The following is a 14,270-nucleotide window of genomic DNA, read 5'->3' as shown; positions in this document are numbered from 1 at the left end:
CGCCCCCCTCCGCCCGCGCCGCGGCCCCGGCCCCCGCCCGGGGGGGGGTTACCGCGCGGCGGGGGGGCGGCGTCACCCCCCCCCCCCCCCCGGGGGGGGGGGGGCCGGGGGGGGGGGGGGCGCCCCCCCCCGGCCCGAGCCGGAACCTTCCGTGCCGGCGCTCTCCCCTCAGGCGACCGCCGGGCTTCCGTGGTCCCGGTTCTCGTGGTGGATCGGCGTCTTGCCACCGGTCAGGGGGGCGCCCGTCCCGCCCCGCCTGGCGGCGACGATCTCCGCGGCGATCGACAGGGCGGTCTCCTCCGGTGTGCGGGCGCCGAGGTCGAGGCCGATGGGCGAGCGGAGCCGGGACAGCTCGCGTTCGGTGACGCCTTCCGACCGCAGACGGCGGTTGCGGTCCTCATGGGTGCGGCGTGAGCCCATCGCACCGACGAACGCGGCCGGCATCCGCAGAGCCTCCTTCAGCAGCGGTACGTCGAACTTGGCGTCGTGGGTGAGCACGCACAGGACCGTACGGGCGTCGGTCGCGGTGCGCCGCAGATAGCGGTGCGGCCAGTCCACGACGACCTCGTCGGCGTCCGGGAAGCGGTCGCGGGTGGCGAAGACGGGGCGGGCGTCGCAGACGGTCACGTGGTAGCCGAGGAACTTGCCGGCCCGGGCCAGCGCCGACGCGAAGTCGACGGCGCCGAAGACGATCATGCGCGGGGGCGGCACGTTCGACTCCACCAGCAGCGTCAGACCGCCGGGGCAGTGCGAACCTCCCCCGGACTCCGTCCCTGGGGACCCCCATCCCGCTCCGCTCCCCGACAGGTCCACCGTGCCGGTGCGGCCCGTCTCCAGCAGGGCCCGGGCCTCGGCCGCCGCCACCCGGTCCAGCTCCGGGTGGCCGCCGAGACCGCCCTCCGACGTGCCGTCGGACCGGACCAGCAGGGCGTGCCCGAGGAGTTCGGCAGGGCCTCGGGCGACCCGGGCGAGGGCCGCCGGCTCGCCTCGGGCAGCGGCCGACAGCGCCGGCCCGAGGGCCGTCCGGGCGGGTGTCTGCGCGCTCACCGGCGTGATCAGCACGTCGATCGTCCCGCCGCAGGTGAGTCCCACGGCGAAGGCGTCCTCGTCGCTGTAGCCGAATCGTTCCAGCACAGTTTCACCGGTCCGCAGCGCCTCACGGCACAGGTCGTACACCGCGCCCTCGACGCAGCCGCCGGAGACCGAGCCGATGGCGCTGCCCGCGCTGTCGACGGCGAGGGCGGCGCCGGGGCCGCGCGGTGCGCTGCCGCCCACGGTCACCACGGTGGCGACGGCGAACTCCCGTCCCTCCGCGATCCATCGGTGCAGTTCGCCGGCCAGGTCAAGCATCCGGCGCCCCCGCGGCGGCCGACAGGACCCGGTCCGGCCGGATGGGCAGGCTGCGGTGGCGTACGCCGGTCGCGTGCCAGACCGCGTTGGCGATGGCCGCCGCCGCGCCGACGATGCCGATCTCGCCGATGCCCTTGATCCCCACCGGGTCGTCGGGATCCGTGTCGTCGATCCAGTCGGCCTCGATGCGCGGTACGTCGGCGTGGGTGGCCACGTGGTAGCCCGCGAGGTCGGCGCCGACCGGGCCGCCGGAGGCGCGGTCGCGGACGGCCTCCTCGTGCAGGGCCATGGAGATGCCCCAGATCATGCCGCCCAGGAACTGGTTGCGAGCGGTGAGCGGATTGACGATCCGGCCCGCCGCGAAGATGCCCAGCATGCGCCGCACCCGCACCTCGCCGGTGGTGACGTCCACCGCGACCTCGGCGAACTGCGCCCCGAAGGAGTGCCGTTCGGCCGGGGCGAGGGAGCCGATGGCCTCGGTGGTGTCCGACCGGACGGTGATGCCCTCCGACGGGATGTCTGCGCCCAGGGCCAGCCGCTCGCGCAACTCGCCTGCCGCCGCCTTGACGGCCCAGGACCAGGAGCGGGTGCCCATGGAGCCGCCGGCGATCATCGCCGGGCCGAAGTCGCTGTCTCCGATGCGCACCCGGATCCGGTCCGGGGGCACATGGAGCGCGTCCGCCGCGACGAGGGAGAGCGCGGTACGGGCCCCGGTGCCGATGTCGGCCGCGGAGATCCGGACGGTGAAGGTACCGTCCGGGTGCGCGGTCGCGGTCGCCGTGGAGGGCGCGGCACCCGACGGGAAGGAGGCCGCCGCCGTGCCGGTGCCGAGCAGCCAGCGGCCGTCCCGGCGCTGCCCGGGGCGCCGGTCCCGGTCCGCCCAGCCGAACCTGCGGGCGCCCTCCCGGAAGCAGGCCGCCAGATTCCGGCCGGCGAACGGCAGGCCCGACACCGGGCCCCGCTCGGGTTCGTTGCGCAGGCGCAGCTCGATCGGGTCGATCCCGCACTTCTCGGCGAGTTCGTCGAGCGCCGCCTCCAGCGCGAACGAGCCGGGGGCCTCGCCCGGGGCGCGCATCCACGTGGGGGTCGGCACGTCGAGCCGGACGACGCGGTTGGCGGTGTGGTGGGCGTCGGCGTCGTACATCACCCGGGCCACCCCGGCGCTCGGTTCGACGAACTCGTGCACCGTGGAGGTGAGGCTGACCGAGCGGTGCTCCAGGGCGCGCAGGCGTCCGTCGGCGTCGGCGCCCAGCCGGACGCGCTGGGTGGTGGGGCTGCGGTAGCCGGCCAGCGAGAACATCTGGCGCCGGGTCAGGATGACCCGTACGGGCCGTTCGAGCAGGGTCGCGGCCATGACGGCGGCCACCTGGTGGGCGCGGACGCCCTTGCTGCCGAAGCCGCCGCCGACGTGTTCGGAGCGTACGCGCACGGCGGCCGGGTCGAGCGAGAAGAGGTTGGCGAGTTCGCCGACGACCCAGGTGACGCCCTGGTTGGAGTCGATCACCTCCAGCCGTCCACCGTCCCAGCGGGCGGTCGCCGCATGGGGTTCCATCGGGTTGTGGTGCTCTTCGGGGGTGGTGTACTCGGCGTCCACGACGACGGCCGAGGCGGCCAGCCGGGCGTCGAGGTCGCCCTTCTCGGTCACCGCCGGCATGTGGCCGTCCACCGGGTAGGCGTCCGGGTGCTCCCCCGTGAGCTCGATGTCGTGCGGCTCCTGGTCGTAGTGCACGACCAGCGCCTCGGCGGCCTCCCTGGCCTGCTCGGAGGTCTCCGCGACGACCAGTGCCACCGGCCAGCCCAGGTGCGGCACCCGGTCGTGCTGGAAGACGGCGCAGGTCGGGTCCGGCCGGCTGCCCATCAGGCCGGTGTAGTCGGTGTTGAGCCGGGGCGCGTTGCGGTGGTCCAGGACGGCGAGGACGCCCGGCATGGCGAGGACGGCGTCGGTGTCGAGGGCGAGGATCCGGCCGCGGGCGACCGTGGAGAGCACCAGCCAGCCGTGGGCGAGGCCGGCGAAGGGCACCTCTGCCGCGTAGCGGGCCGCGCCGGTGACCTTGTCCCGGCCCTCGATACGGGTGTGGCCGGTGCCGACGGCGGGCGCGTGGGCGGCTGTTCCGGTGGTGACGGCGGTCATCGTGCGGCCTCCTCGGCGAGTTCGGACAGGACGGCCACCACGAGGTTGCGTATGAGGTCCACCTTGTAGCCGTTGTGCGGGAGCGGCCGTGCCGCCGCCAGTTCGGCGTCCGCGGCGGCGGCGTAGGTCTCGGTGCCGGCTGCCGCACCGATCAGGATGCGCTCGGCCGCCGAGGCCCGCCACGGGCGGGAGGCGACGGCCCCGAAGGCCAGGCGCGCGTCCCGGACGACGCCGTCACGGATGTCGAGCGCGGCGGCGAGGGAGCCGATCGCGAAGGCGTAGGAGGCGCGCTCGCGCACCTTGCGGTAGCGGGAGTGGGCGGCGACCGGGGCGGGCGGCAGCGTGACGCCGGTGATCAGCGCACCCGGCGGCAGGGCGGTCTCCCGGTGCGGGGTGTCCCCGACGGGCAGGTAGAAGTCGGCGAGCGGCAACTCCCCGGGGCCGTCAGCAGTTTCGAAGTGGAGCATGGCGTCGAACGCGGTGAGGGCCACGGCCATGTCCGAGGGGTGGACGGCCACACAGTGGTCGGAGGCGCCCAGGATCGCGTGGTTGTGGTGTTCGCCCTGGATGGCGGGGCAACCGCTGCCGGGCACACGCTTGTTGCAGGGCTGGGTGACGTCGGTGAAGTAGCCGCAGCGGGTGCGCTGCAGCAGGTTCCCGCCGACCGTGGCCATGTTGCGCAGCTGCCCCGACGCGCCGGCCAGTACCGCCTGGGCAAGCGCCGGGTAGCGGCGCCGGACCTCGGGGTGCGCGGCCAGGTCGCCGTTGGTGACGGTGGCGCCGATGCGCAGACCGCCCGCGGGCGTCGACTCGATCTCGTCCAGCGGGAGTTCACGGATGTCGATGAGCCGTGCGGGGCGCTCGACCCCGGTCTTCATGAGGTCGACGAGGTTGGTGCCGCCGCCGAGGAAGCGGGTGTCCGGATCGGCGCCGAGGAGTGCCACGGCGCCGGCGACGTCGTGCGCCCGCTGGTAGTCGAACTCCCTCATGCCACGGCCTCCTTCGCTGCCGACACGGCGTTCACGCGTTCTGCGTCCCGCTGGGCTCGCGCCGCGCGGGCCACGGCCTCCACGATCGAGACGTACGCGCCGCAGCGGCACAGGTTGCCGCTCATCCGCTCCCGGATCTCGTCGGCGGTCAGGGGCGGCGGCCCCGCTTCGGGGCGGACGTCCTCGGTGACGGCGCTCGGCCAGCCCGCCGCGTGCTCCTCGATGACGCCGATCGCCGAGCAGATCTGGCCCGGGGTGCAGTAGCCGCACTGGAACCCGTCCAGATCGAGGAAGGCCTGCTGTACGGGGTGCAGCCGCTCGCCGTCGGCCACGCCCTCGATGGTCGTGATCTCCCGGCCCTCGGCGGCCACGGCCAGCTGTAGGCACGCGACGGACCGGCGCCCGTCGAGCAGGACCGTACAGGCCCCGCACTGTCCCTGGTCGCAGCCCTTTTTGGTGCCGGTCAGGTCGAGACGCTCGCGCAGTGCGTCGAGCAGGGTGGTGCGGTGATCGACGGGCAGTGTGTATGTCTCGCCGTTGATCTTCAATGTGATGACACTGGACGTCGATGAGGCCATGAGCTGCTTCTTTCGCATTTCCAGGACAGACGGGGCCGGTGTGGCGGCACGGACGGTGTGTCGTGCGGGCCGGTGGGCGCAGGGGGCGAAGCGAAGGTGCGGGATGCCGGGGCCGAACAGTGCAGCTGGCGACTGCCGAAGGGGCGCGTCCGCCGCTATGGTGGACGTGACCGGACAGCTGTCCGCTACCTGGAAACTTAACGGACAGCTGTCCGCTTAGCAAGGGCGAGGTTTGGCCACGCCCCTCGAGGAGGACGAGTGCCGCAGCAGATGGACTCACCCCGGCGCTCCGACGCACAGCGCAACCGCGAGCGCATCCTGGAAGTGGCCGTCACCGAGCTGTCGCGCTGCGCGGACACCCCGCTCAGCGCGATCGCCAAGAAGGCCGGGGTCGGGCAGGGCACCTTCTACCGCAACTTCCCCAACCGCGAGTCACTCGTCCTGGAGATCTACCGCCACGAGATGCAGCAGGTCGCCGACAGCGCGGACCACCTGCTCGCCACCCGGGCGCCCGACCGGGCCCTCCGCGCCTGGATGGACCGGCTCTCCGAGTTCGCCATGACCAAGGCGGGACTGGCCGACGCGATCCGGCAGGTCACCGGCGCACCGGGCGGCCCCGCGAAGCCCTCCCCCACGCCGGTGGCCCGGGCGGCGGAACTCCTGCTCCGTGCCAACGAGGAAGCCGGCACCATACGGCCCGGAGTCACCGCCGACGACTTCCTCCTGGCCATAGCGGGCCTGTGGCAGCTCGACCCGCACGACGACTGGCGGCCCCGCGCCGTCCGCCTCCTGGACCTGGTCATGGACGGACTGCGCGCGGGGGCGCCGCGCGGGTGAAGCGCCGCGCCGCCGGTCCGTTGCCGGCGCGGCGGACGGACGTCACGCCGTGCCGAACCACGCCTCCGCCAGCGAGGGCAGTGTCCCGTCGCCCGGTGCGCCCAGCTCCCGCAGGTACCAGGGGAGGTTGCTGTAGACGTGGAGCAGGGCGTACGCGAGCAGCGCGGACGGGTCGAAGGTGCGGCCGTAGGCCCTGCCGAGACGGGCCAGCAGGTGCGGATCGCCGCGGGTGACGAAGAGGCCGACGCCCACGAAGTCGTAGGCGCGGTCGCCGATCATGGCGGGTTCGAAGTCGAAGAACCCGGTCAGCCGCCACCCGTCGGGGTCGACCAGGAAGTGCTGCCGCATGACCTCGGTGTGCAGCAGGCAGGGGCGGGGGGCGCGCGGCAGCGGGACCGAGGCGAGGAAGTCCGGGATCTGCTCCAGCCAGGCATCCGGCAGTCCGCGGGCCCGTTGCTGTTCCACGGCGCCGGCGGCCTGGCGGTCCAGGAACGCGCCCCACTCCCCGGGGCCGACGACGTCCCCGAGGGGACCGGTGTCGAGGGAGTGCAGCACCGCCAGGGTCTCCCCGATCTCGGTGACGAGTCGTTGGCGGTGGCTGCGCGGCACGGTGTCCCAGGCGTGGGCGAGGTTCTCGCCGGGGAGCCGGGACATCAGGACGTACCGCCACCCGTTCTCGTACGGTCCGAAGTCGCGCACCCGCGGTGTCGGTACGGGCAGCCGTCCCTGGATGTGGGTGAGGACGCTGCCCTCGGTGACGCCGTCGTGGTCGGCGGCACCGGGGAACAGCTTGAGAACGTGCTCGTCGCCCACCGCGTAGACCGGCTGGGAGCCGTCCGTGAAGCGGGTCAGCGGTGCGCCGGCGAGCCCGAGGCGTGCGCAGAGGTGCTCAGCTCCCGGGCGCATCACCGTCTCGTCGGAGACGACCGCGTCCCACTCTTCGTCCGTTTCCACCGGAGGCAGCATGATCGGGACCGTAGGCCACCAACTGCCGGGAGACAACGGGAATTCACGGCCCTGGTGGGGCTGAACGGGCTCCGTCGTCGGGTACGCCGCCGCACCGCAGCTTCTGGTCGACCCGGGCGGCCGGCCCGGGGCGACGCTGGGCGAGGTAGAGCGAGCGTGCCTGTTCCCATGCCTTGCTGGCCCGGTCGGCCCGCCCCAGGCAGTCGTGGACGTCTCCCAGTTTCGCCAGGGTGTCCGCTTCCTCGAAGGCGTCGCCGAGTTCCCGGCGCAGGGTCAGGGCCTGGCCGCAGTGCGCGAGGGCGAGGGCGTGTTCGCCGGTGCGGTGGGCGAGGTAGCCGAGGCTGTCCAGGGTGAAGGCCTCCCCCTCGCGGAACGCGTGGCGACGGCACAGGACGAGCGCCTCCTCGCAGCAGCGCCGGGACTGCCGGTGGTGGCCAGCCGGGCGTGGTACCAGCCCGCCGCGTTGAGTGCCTCGGCTTCCCGGGGCGGGCTGTCGGGCGTCCTGCGGATGCGCAGGTTCTGGAGGGCGTGCGCCAGCGCCTGCCGGTCGTCGCCGTGCTTCCCATAGGCCATGGCGAGGTTGAGATGGGTCTGCGCCCTGCCCGCCGCGTCACCGGCTTCCTCGAACAGGGTGACGGCCACCCGCAGGTGTTCCAGGGCCGTGGTGGCGAGTCCCCGGGTCTGACCGGCTCGCCGACGGGCCTGGCACCGCCCGGGTGCCAGGTGCCGCTCGGCGACCTGGGCACGGTGTGGCGCGCCCTCGCGCGCGCCGCCGGTCAGCAGGTACGGCCGGTGTAGTGCGCGCCCTGGATCTTGTCGGCGGAGCCCAGCCAGCTGCGGCCCGGGGCCACACAGCGCTCGTAGTCCGGCGCCAAGGCCACCTCGACCTTGATGACGACGTGGGAGCCGTCGGAGGTGCAGTGGTTGTAGTAGGCGTCGGAGCCGGTCTCGTAGAAGCCGCACGGGTCGGCGGCCGCCGGGCTCGCCGTGACGGTGCCGGCGCCGAGGAGGCCGAGCGTGAGGGCGAGGGAACCGAGGGCACTGGTCAGCAGACGACGGACAGGCACGGCGAACTCCTTTGATCGGGGGAAGGGAACGGTGCCCAGGATCACGGAACGCGGCGACCCGATCCGCCGCCTGCCTCCCGGTTCACCCGCCGAATCATTTCCTCGGTACGCCATCCGGCTCACCTGCCTGGACGGGGGCCCGGAACTGCGGTATCGCGGCCGCACATCCTGGACGACGCCTCCCGGCCGAGGTCGCCACCGGCAGGCCCGCAACAGGGCTTCCGCCCACGCCTCGGCACGGTTGAACCACCCGAGCATGGGGAGTTCACCCGGCGCGTGCGCTCTGTCGCGGGCACGGTGGCCCGGAAGTGCAACAGCACCCGACCGTGGCCTGACGGATGGACGTCCCGGCACGTCGGTGCAGACACGTTCCTCCGTAGAGGCGCGGACCAGTGCGTGCGGAACCACCCGGGTTCCGTCTCCACGACCAAGTGCGCCGCGGACAGGCCGGTGGGGCGGCGGCCACTGGACGAATGCGACGGGCCGTGCGGGACCATCTCGCGCGCCCTGAGGACTCTGCGGGCCCCCGAGGGGGTCGACGCGACCAGGCCGGAGGACTGCACGGCCGACGCACGGAGAGCATGGCCGGCAGGTCCGCGGAGCCTGCGGCCCGGTGACTCGTCGACGCCGTCGGCGACCGGGCCCCTCGGTTCCGTCTGCCCTCCGCGACCGGCCGGACCGTGGCGCTGGACGATCTGCTCGCCACGGGCCCCGTGGTCCTGACCTTCTACCGCGGCGCATGGTGCCCGTACTGCAACATCGCCCTCCGGACGCTCCAGCAGCACCACGTCGGCATCACCGCGCGGAGCGCCCGGCTCGTCGCCGTCTCCCCGCAGATCCCCGACGAGTCCCTCACCCTCGCCGAGAAGCACGGCCTCGCCTTCGACGTCCTCAGCGACATCGGCTCCTGCACCGCCCAGCAGTACGGCCTGGCCTTCGACCTCCCCGACGACCTCGCCGCCGTCTACGACAGGCTCGGCTTCGACCTCCAGCGCGTCAACGACGGCCACCCGCGCACGCTGCCCCTGCCGGCCACGTACGTCATCGACCGCTCCGGCACCATCCGCTGGGCCTTCGTCAACACCGACTACACCGCCCGTGCCGAACCGGCCGACATCCTCACCGCCCTCGACACGCTGCACTGACGCGCGGTCCAGGGCGCGGCCGGCCTGTCACACCTTCAGGCCGTAGAAGTGCATCGGCGTGTTCGGCTTGAAGCCGATGCGGGGATACACGGGTGCACCGGCCGCCGTCGCGTGCAGGGTGGCGCGGGTCAGGCCGGTGGCCCGGGCGCCCTCGTACAGGGCCTTCCGGGTCACCGCCTCCCCGTAGCCTTGGTGCTGCCATTCCGGTGCGGTGGCGACGAGTACGACGAACAGACGGCCGTCCGCTTCCACGGTCGCGGCGCACGTCACCGGGACATCGTCCCGCAGACCCAGGTAGGCGTGCACCTGGTTCTTCCACAGCGCGGATCCGAGGAGCCCGTCGCGGCCGTCCTCCAGCGGGAAGCCGTAGGCGCGTGAGTTCAGGTCCGCGTACGCCTGCAGCTGTTCGTCCGTGGTCACGCGGACGAAGGTCAGGTCCGGGTGGGACGGCTGGGGGACGGGAAGGAGGTCTCCGGCCATGCCGGTGCCGGGGAAGGCGTACTCGAGGCCCGCCCTCCCGGCCGCCGCCCGCACCCCCGCGCGTGCCTCCTCGTCCAGCAGCCCCTCGAAGAGCCACAGGAACCCCGGGTGCTTCTTCGAGCGCATGATGTCCGCCGCCTGGCCGAGCCGTTCCTCGACCAGAGCCGCATCCGCGTCGATGTCGGTCAGCGTGACGCAGTTCCAGAAGGAGAACCGGCAGTCGGCCCAGCGGACCGCGATGCCCGGGAGGTCCCGCACATCGGCACCTGGATCGCGGTCGAGCACCATGGCACGCCAGACCACGGCGAGTTGCTCCATCGATTCGATCGACTCCGTACGGCCGTCCGTCATCGGGACTCCCTGTCGGTGGAGTTACGGAAGTCCCCCTAGTAATAGCGCCATTCGTCGCTCGCCGGAGAAGAAAGCCGGCTTCCCGGCCGTGTCGGCGGCGCGACGACACGACGGACGTGCGTCGGAGTTCGGCCAGTGGTGGAGAACCCTCTGGACGCGTGCGTTGCGGTGGGCCGGTGAGGCACGGCGGTCCGCGAGCGGGCGCCGCCCGCGAACGCCTGCGGGACCTGCGCCTTCTCGGGGCGGTGCCGCCTCCGGAGCCGAACGCGGCACGGGCGGTGTGCGCGCCCCGATGGTGACCGGGTAGCCGCTTGCCGTGCGCTCGGCGCCGGGACGAGCATGTGTGCTCCCACCCGCTGCGCGACAGGGAGTGGCCCATGTCTCCGCGTTCGACAGCAGTGCGTCCTGTGTCTTCCGGAAGGGCTGGTCGTGCCAGAGCCGCTTGATGCCGTGACCCCCGCCGTCGCCGGTACGCCCATGTCCCCGGCAGGGGTGGCCGCACCGCCGACGGTCGGTGTGGAGGAGGAGTTCGTGCTGGCCGACCGGCACAGCCGGGCGGCCGTGCACAGGGCCCCCGCCGTGGTGGGTGCCGCCCGCGGTCGCCTCGGCGCGCCGCACGCCACGGCGGAGGTCTCGCAGGCCCAGGTGGAGACGGTCAGCGCGGTGTGCCGCACCGCCGAGGAACTGGAGGCGGAGATCGTCCGGCTGCGCGGCGGCGCGGCCACGGCCGCCGCCGCGTACGACTGCCTCCTCGTGCCCAGCGGCAGCGCGGTTCTCGGCCGACCCGGCCCGCCGCCCGTCGTGGACAAGGCACGCTACCGCGCCTTCCTGCGCCGCTTCGGGCCTCTCGTCCAGGACCAGGGGGTGAACGCCTGCCACGTGCACGTCGGGGTCGACGACCGGGAGGAGGCCGTACGGTCGGTCAACCATCTGCGGGGCTGGATGCCCCTGCTGCTGGCCCTCACCGGCAACTCCCCGTACAGCGACGGCTCGGACACCGGGTATGCGAGCTGGCGCTCCATGGTCTGGGGCCGCTGGCCGCTGGCGGGACCTCCGCCCCGCCTGCGGGGCGCGGCCCACTACGAGCAGGTCGTCGGCCACCTCGTGGCCAGCGGAGCGGCGATGGACCCGGCCATGGTCTACTGGCACGTCCGGCCCTCGCCGCACCTTCCCACCGTGGAGGTCCGCGTCGCCGACGTGCTGCCCGAACCCGCGGCCACCACGGCCTACGCGCTCCTGGTCCGCGCCCTCGTCAGCTGCGCCGTGGACGCGGTCCGCGCCGGTGAACCCGCGCCCGACGTCCCCGACCTGCTGCTGCGGGCGGCGTGCTGGCAGGCCGCCCGGCACGGGACGAACGGCGCCCTGCCCGCCACCCACACCCCCGACTGCGCCCCCACCCCCGTCGGCCGGCTGGTGGAGGAACTCTGGAAACGGGTCGAGCCGCACCTCAGCCGCTACGGCGACGACCGGTGGGTCGGCGACTGGCTGAGCGAGGTCCAGCACCGGGGCACCGGCTCCGTACTCCAACGGCGGGTGGCGGAGCAGCACGGGGGCCGCCTCGAGGCCGTGGTGGACGAACTCGCCGTCCCACCCGTGTGATCCACCGGTCGACAGCGGTATCCCGCTCCGTCTCCGTTCACGAGCGCGCACGGTCGGGGGTGGCGCGCAGCCAGCGCCCGGCCGGCTCGGTCGCCGCCCGCGCCGGGGTTCCGGCCGCGGGACTGGGCGGTACGGCCGCTCAGCCGGACCGTCATCGACTCCTTCAAGACCTTCGCCGGCGAACTCCCGGAGGTCCTGCAGTCGCCTGCCCCGGCCGAGCAGGCGCCTGCGGCCGCCGCCCACGACCTCGTCGTCTCAGCTTCCCATCCCCAGCATCACCGTGAGAACGGCCAGGAGAAGGCCGACGTAGGCCGCGGAGTGGACACGGTCCGGGACGCGGCCGGTGGTGCGCCGCGTCGCCGCGATGGTGGGCAGGGATCCGAGGAGCAGGGCGGCGGCCGCGGTGAGATCGACGTAACCGAGTTGCCCGGCGGGGGCGGTGGGGGTGGCGGCGTAGACGAGGGTCCCGGCCACGGCGACGGGGATGCTCAGGGGGTTGGCCAGGGCGGTCGCCTCGGCCATGGGGAGGCCTCTGCGCCGGAGCAGCGGAACCGTCATGACGCTGCCGCCCACTCCCAGCGCCGCGGCCACCAGGCCGATGCCCATGCCGCCGAGGGTGGTGGTGCGCCGCCCCAGCGGCTCGGGAGGCGTCTGCTGCGCCACGGAGAGGAAGCCCTTGCGCAGCAGGCTGTCGGCGATCGTCACCAGGAGATAGGCGGCGAACAGCAGGCGGAGTGCCGTACCGGCGAGGAAGGTGGCTGCGAAGGACCCGGCAGCGGCGCCGAGCGTGATGTACGCCGCGAGCGGCCAGACGTACGCGCGGTGCAGCCGGCCCTGACGCCACTGGGTGAACGCCGCGGCCGCGGCGTTCACGACCATGACCGCCGCAGAGGTCGCCACCGCGACGTGCATGGCGTCCGCTCCCGGACGGGCCGTGGCGGTCAGGACGCCGTAGACGACCGGGACCGTGATGAAGCCGCCGCCGAAACCGAAGAGCACGGTGGTGACGCCGGTCAGGCATCCGAAGCACAAGAGGATCAGGAACGAGGTCTGCACAGGTGAGACGCTAGGGACCACGAGACCTGGCGGGCAATCGATGAACTGCCTTCTTTCTACGCGCAGCGGACAGGGCACGCTGTCCCGCGTACTCTCGCGGGATGCGCAACATCCCGGTCGCGGAGGTGGACGACCTCGATCGTGCCGTGCTGGCCATCGGCACCGACTACCCCCCGGACCACCGGCTCGCCTGGCACGAGCACCGCCGTGCCCAGGTCCTGTACGCGGCCACCGGGGTCATGCGGGTCGAGACGGCGGACGGCAGCTGGACGGTCCCCACCGCCCGGGCCGTCCTGATCCCGCCCGTGACCAGGCATCAGGTCGCGATGACGGGCGTCAGCACCCGCAGCCTCTACCTCGAACCCACCGCCGTGCCCTGGTTTCCCGCCCGCTGCCAGGCCGTCGACGTCTCCGCCCTGTTGCGGGAACTGATCCTGGAGGCCGTCGAGATGGAGCCGCGCTACCCCGAGCACGGCCGCGACGCCGCGGTGGCCGCGCTCGTCCTCCACGAGCTGAAGAACCTCAGCCCGCTGCCGCTCGACGTGCCGTTGCCGGCCGACCCACGGCTGCGCGCGCTGTGCGAGGCGTTCCTGCAGGGGCCGGACGTCCACGACCCGCCCGCCCGGTGGTGCGCGTCCCTCAACGTCAGCGAACGCACCCTCGCCCGCCTGTTCCGGCGCGGCACCGGGCTGAGCTTCTCGCAGTGGCGGCAGCGCGCCTGCGTCCTGCACTCCCTGCAGCACCTCGCCGCGGGGACGCCCGTCACACGGATCGCGGCCCTGCTCGGCTATGACAACCCCGCCGCGTACACCGCCGCGTTCAGGAAACTCCTCGGCCGCCCGCCGACGGCGTACAGGGCGCAAGGCCCGTCGCACCCCTGAGTAGGATGATCGGACACACGGCCCGAACAGGCCACGGTTGCAACGGAGTTGTCATGATCGACACCAGCAAGGCGCATCCCGCGCGGGTCTACGACTGGCTGCTGGGCGGCAAGGACAACTATCCGGTCGACGAGGCCGTGGGTGAGCGGCTGCCGGCCGAGGCGAGGGACGCGGCGCGGCAGAACCGTCAGTTCATGCACCGGGCCGCCGCCTGGCTCGCCGCGCAGGGCATCGACCAGTTCCTGGACATCGGCACGGGCATCCCCACCCCGCCCAATCTGCACCAGATCGTCCAGGACGTCGTGCCGTCGGCGAAGGTCGTCTACACCGACAACGACCCGATCGTCCTGCGTCACGCCGAGGCGCTGCTGGTGAGCAGCTCGGAGGGCCTCACGGACTACATCCAGGCCGATGTGCGGCAGCCGGAGTCCATCGTCCGGCACGCCCGACGGGTGCTGGACTTCGACCGCCCGATCGCGCTGTCGCTGATCGCGCTGATGCACTTCGTCACCGACGAGCAGGACGCCCACGGAATCGTCCGCAACCTGGTCGCCACGCTGCCTCCCGGCAGCTACCTGGTGCTGTCGCACGCCGCGTCCGATCTCTATCCGGAACTCGCCGCACAGGTCACCGCCGAGTACGCCAAGGGCGGTATCCAGCTCGGTTTCCGCTCCCGTGCGGAGGTGGCGCGCTTCTTCGACGGCCTGGACCTCGTCCCGCCCGGCCTGGTGACCGCCACGGAGTGGGGCACGCCGGCTCCGGGCACCGAGCCGGAGGGCAGCGGCATCTACGCGGGAGTGGCCCGCGTTCGCTGACCGGCCGCATGCCGCCCCGGCTTGC

Annotated in this window: 14 protein-coding genes and 1 pseudogene; 6 read left to right on the top strand and 9 right to left on the bottom strand. The window is 73.4% G+C overall.

Translation table 11 applies throughout. The features are described from left to right. Nucleotides 1–168 precede the first annotated feature (168 nt). The 4 genes from ACIP4Y_RS32155 to ACIP4Y_RS32140 are packed head-to-tail and all read right to left on the bottom strand — an operon-like array spanning nucleotide 169 to nucleotide 5,048. Nucleotides 169–1,350 carry an XdhC family protein gene (locus tag ACIP4Y_RS32155; RefSeq protein ID WP_401399196.1) on the bottom strand — a complete coding sequence of 394 codons (1,182 nt, stop codon included), beginning with the start codon at nucleotides 1,348–1,350 and terminating at the stop codon, nucleotides 169–171. Next, the gene (locus tag ACIP4Y_RS32150; protein ID WP_401399194.1) at nucleotides 1,343–3,481 is read right to left on the bottom strand and encodes a xanthine dehydrogenase family protein molybdopterin-binding subunit; all 2,139 of its coding nucleotides are present in this window, start codon (nucleotides 3,479–3,481) and stop codon (nucleotides 1,343–1,345) included. Before ACIP4Y_RS32150 ends, ACIP4Y_RS32155 begins: the two co-directional genes overlap by 8 nt. After that, nucleotides 3,478–4,470 (bottom strand): FAD binding domain-containing protein, encoded by a 993-nt coding sequence (locus tag ACIP4Y_RS32145; protein WP_401399192.1) that lies wholly within the window; start codon nucleotides 4,468–4,470, stop codon nucleotides 3,478–3,480. The genes ACIP4Y_RS32150 and ACIP4Y_RS32145 overlap by 4 nt, the downstream gene beginning before the upstream one ends. After that, a complete protein-coding gene (locus ACIP4Y_RS32140) occupies nucleotides 4,467–5,048 on the bottom strand; it encodes a 2Fe-2S iron-sulfur cluster-binding protein (protein WP_401399190.1) in 582 nt (193 codons plus the stop codon). The genes ACIP4Y_RS32145 and ACIP4Y_RS32140 overlap by 4 nt, the downstream gene beginning before the upstream one ends. 270 nt (nucleotides 5,049–5,318) lie before the next feature. Between ACIP4Y_RS32140 and ACIP4Y_RS32135 the strand changes: the two genes are divergently transcribed. Further along, nucleotides 5,319–5,885 (top strand): TetR/AcrR family transcriptional regulator, encoded by a 567-nt coding sequence (locus ACIP4Y_RS32135; RefSeq protein WP_401399226.1) that lies wholly within the window; start codon nucleotides 5,319–5,321, stop codon nucleotides 5,883–5,885. A 42-nt stretch (nucleotides 5,886–5,927) separates the two neighbouring features. Here the strand turns inward: ACIP4Y_RS32135 and ACIP4Y_RS32130 are convergent, their stop codons facing one another. Beyond that, a complete protein-coding gene (locus ACIP4Y_RS32130) occupies nucleotides 5,928–6,851 on the bottom strand; it encodes an aminoglycoside phosphotransferase family protein (RefSeq protein ID WP_401399188.1) in 924 nt (307 codons plus the stop codon). Between the two features lie 43 nt (nucleotides 6,852–6,894). Continuing rightward, nucleotides 6,895–7,200, bottom strand: a complete 306-nt coding sequence (locus ACIP4Y_RS32125; RefSeq protein ID WP_401399224.1) for a tetratricopeptide repeat protein — start codon at nucleotides 7,198–7,200, stop codon at nucleotides 6,895–6,897. Between the two features lie 236 nt (nucleotides 7,201–7,436). Here ACIP4Y_RS32125 and ACIP4Y_RS32120 point away from each other — a divergent pair, with 236 nt between their 5' ends. Further along, on the top strand, nucleotides 7,437–7,649 hold the full coding sequence (locus ACIP4Y_RS32120) for a hypothetical protein (RefSeq protein ID WP_401399187.1): 213 nt from the start codon (nucleotides 7,437–7,439) through the stop codon (nucleotides 7,647–7,649). Here the strand turns inward: ACIP4Y_RS32120 and ACIP4Y_RS32115 are convergent. After that, entirely contained in the window at nucleotides 7,628–7,918 is a 291-nt protein-coding gene (locus ACIP4Y_RS32115; RefSeq protein ID WP_401399185.1) for a DUF6355 family natural product biosynthesis protein, read from the bottom strand. The two genes, ACIP4Y_RS32120 and ACIP4Y_RS32115, sit on opposite strands and share 22 nt — an antisense overlap. 629 nt (nucleotides 7,919–8,547) lie before the next feature. Between ACIP4Y_RS32115 and ACIP4Y_RS32110 the strand changes: the two are divergent. Then, nucleotides 8,548–9,063: pseudogene (locus ACIP4Y_RS32110) on the top strand (peroxiredoxin-like family protein); the annotation flags it as partial. Nucleotides 9,064–9,090: 27 nt separating this feature from the next. Here the strand turns inward: ACIP4Y_RS32110 and ACIP4Y_RS32105 are convergent. Next, nucleotides 9,091–9,894, bottom strand: a complete 804-nt coding sequence (locus tag ACIP4Y_RS32105) for a GNAT family N-acetyltransferase (RefSeq protein WP_401399183.1) — start codon at nucleotides 9,892–9,894, stop codon at nucleotides 9,091–9,093. Between the two features lie 429 nt (nucleotides 9,895–10,323). Between ACIP4Y_RS32105 and ACIP4Y_RS32100 the strand changes: the two genes are divergently transcribed. Then, on the top strand, nucleotides 10,324–11,493 hold the full coding sequence (locus ACIP4Y_RS32100; RefSeq protein WP_401399181.1) for a glutamate--cysteine ligase: 1,170 nt from the start codon (nucleotides 10,324–10,326) through the stop codon (nucleotides 11,491–11,493). Between the two features lie 255 nt (nucleotides 11,494–11,748). Here ACIP4Y_RS32100 and ACIP4Y_RS32095 read toward each other — a convergent pair whose 3' ends face one another. Next, complete coding sequence (locus ACIP4Y_RS32095) at nucleotides 11,749–12,549, bottom strand: sulfite exporter TauE/SafE family protein (protein WP_401399179.1); 801 nt, start codon at nucleotides 12,547–12,549, stop codon at nucleotides 11,749–11,751. 101 nt (nucleotides 12,550–12,650) lie between these two features. Between ACIP4Y_RS32095 and ACIP4Y_RS32090 the strand changes: the two genes are divergently transcribed. Next, complete coding sequence (locus ACIP4Y_RS32090) at nucleotides 12,651–13,430, top strand: AraC family transcriptional regulator (RefSeq protein WP_401399177.1); 780 nt, start codon at nucleotides 12,651–12,653, stop codon at nucleotides 13,428–13,430. A 53-nt stretch (nucleotides 13,431–13,483) separates the two neighbouring features. Next, nucleotides 13,484–14,245, top strand: a complete 762-nt coding sequence (locus ACIP4Y_RS32085) for an SAM-dependent methyltransferase (RefSeq protein ID WP_401399175.1) — start codon at nucleotides 13,484–13,486, stop codon at nucleotides 14,243–14,245. Nucleotides 14,246–14,270 lie beyond the last annotated feature (25 nt).

This window comes from Streptomyces sp. NPDC088810 (assembly GCF_044750305.1).
In the GTDB taxonomy this organism is placed as follows: domain Bacteria; phylum Actinomycetota; class Actinomycetes; order Streptomycetales; family Streptomycetaceae; genus Streptomyces.
Note: the sequence above shows the minus strand (reverse complement) of the source record. Positions and strands in the feature narration are given on the sequence as shown.

Coding starts and splice junctions, on each gene's coding strand:
- ACIP4Y_RS32155 (WP_401399196.1), bottom strand. CDS start 1,350: ATGCTTGACCTGGCCGGCGAACTGCACCGATGGATCGCGGAGGGACGG.
- ACIP4Y_RS32150 (WP_401399194.1), bottom strand. CDS start 3,481: ATGACCGCCGTCACCACCGGAACAGCCGCCCACGCGCCCGCCGTCGGC.
- ACIP4Y_RS32145 (WP_401399192.1), bottom strand. CDS start 4,470: ATGAGGGAGTTCGACTACCAGCGGGCGCACGACGTCGCCGGCGCCGTG.
- ACIP4Y_RS32140 (WP_401399190.1), bottom strand. CDS start 5,048: ATGGCCTCATCGACGTCCAGTGTCATCACATTGAAGATCAACGGCGAG.
- ACIP4Y_RS32135 (WP_401399226.1), top strand. CDS start 5,319: ATGGACTCACCCCGGCGCTCCGACGCACAGCGCAACCGCGAGCGCATC.
- ACIP4Y_RS32130 (WP_401399188.1), bottom strand. CDS start 6,851: ATGCTGCCTCCGGTGGAAACGGACGAAGAGTGGGACGCGGTCGTCTCC.
- ACIP4Y_RS32120 (WP_401399187.1), top strand. CDS start 7,437: ATGGGTCTGCGCCCTGCCCGCCGCGTCACCGGCTTCCTCGAACAGGGT.
- ACIP4Y_RS32105 (WP_401399183.1), bottom strand. CDS start 9,894: ATGACGGACGGCCGTACGGAGTCGATCGAATCGATGGAGCAACTCGCC.
- ACIP4Y_RS32090 (WP_401399177.1), top strand. CDS start 12,651: ATGCGCAACATCCCGGTCGCGGAGGTGGACGACCTCGATCGTGCCGTG.
- ACIP4Y_RS32085 (WP_401399175.1), top strand. CDS start 13,484: ATGATCGACACCAGCAAGGCGCATCCCGCGCGGGTCTACGACTGGCTG.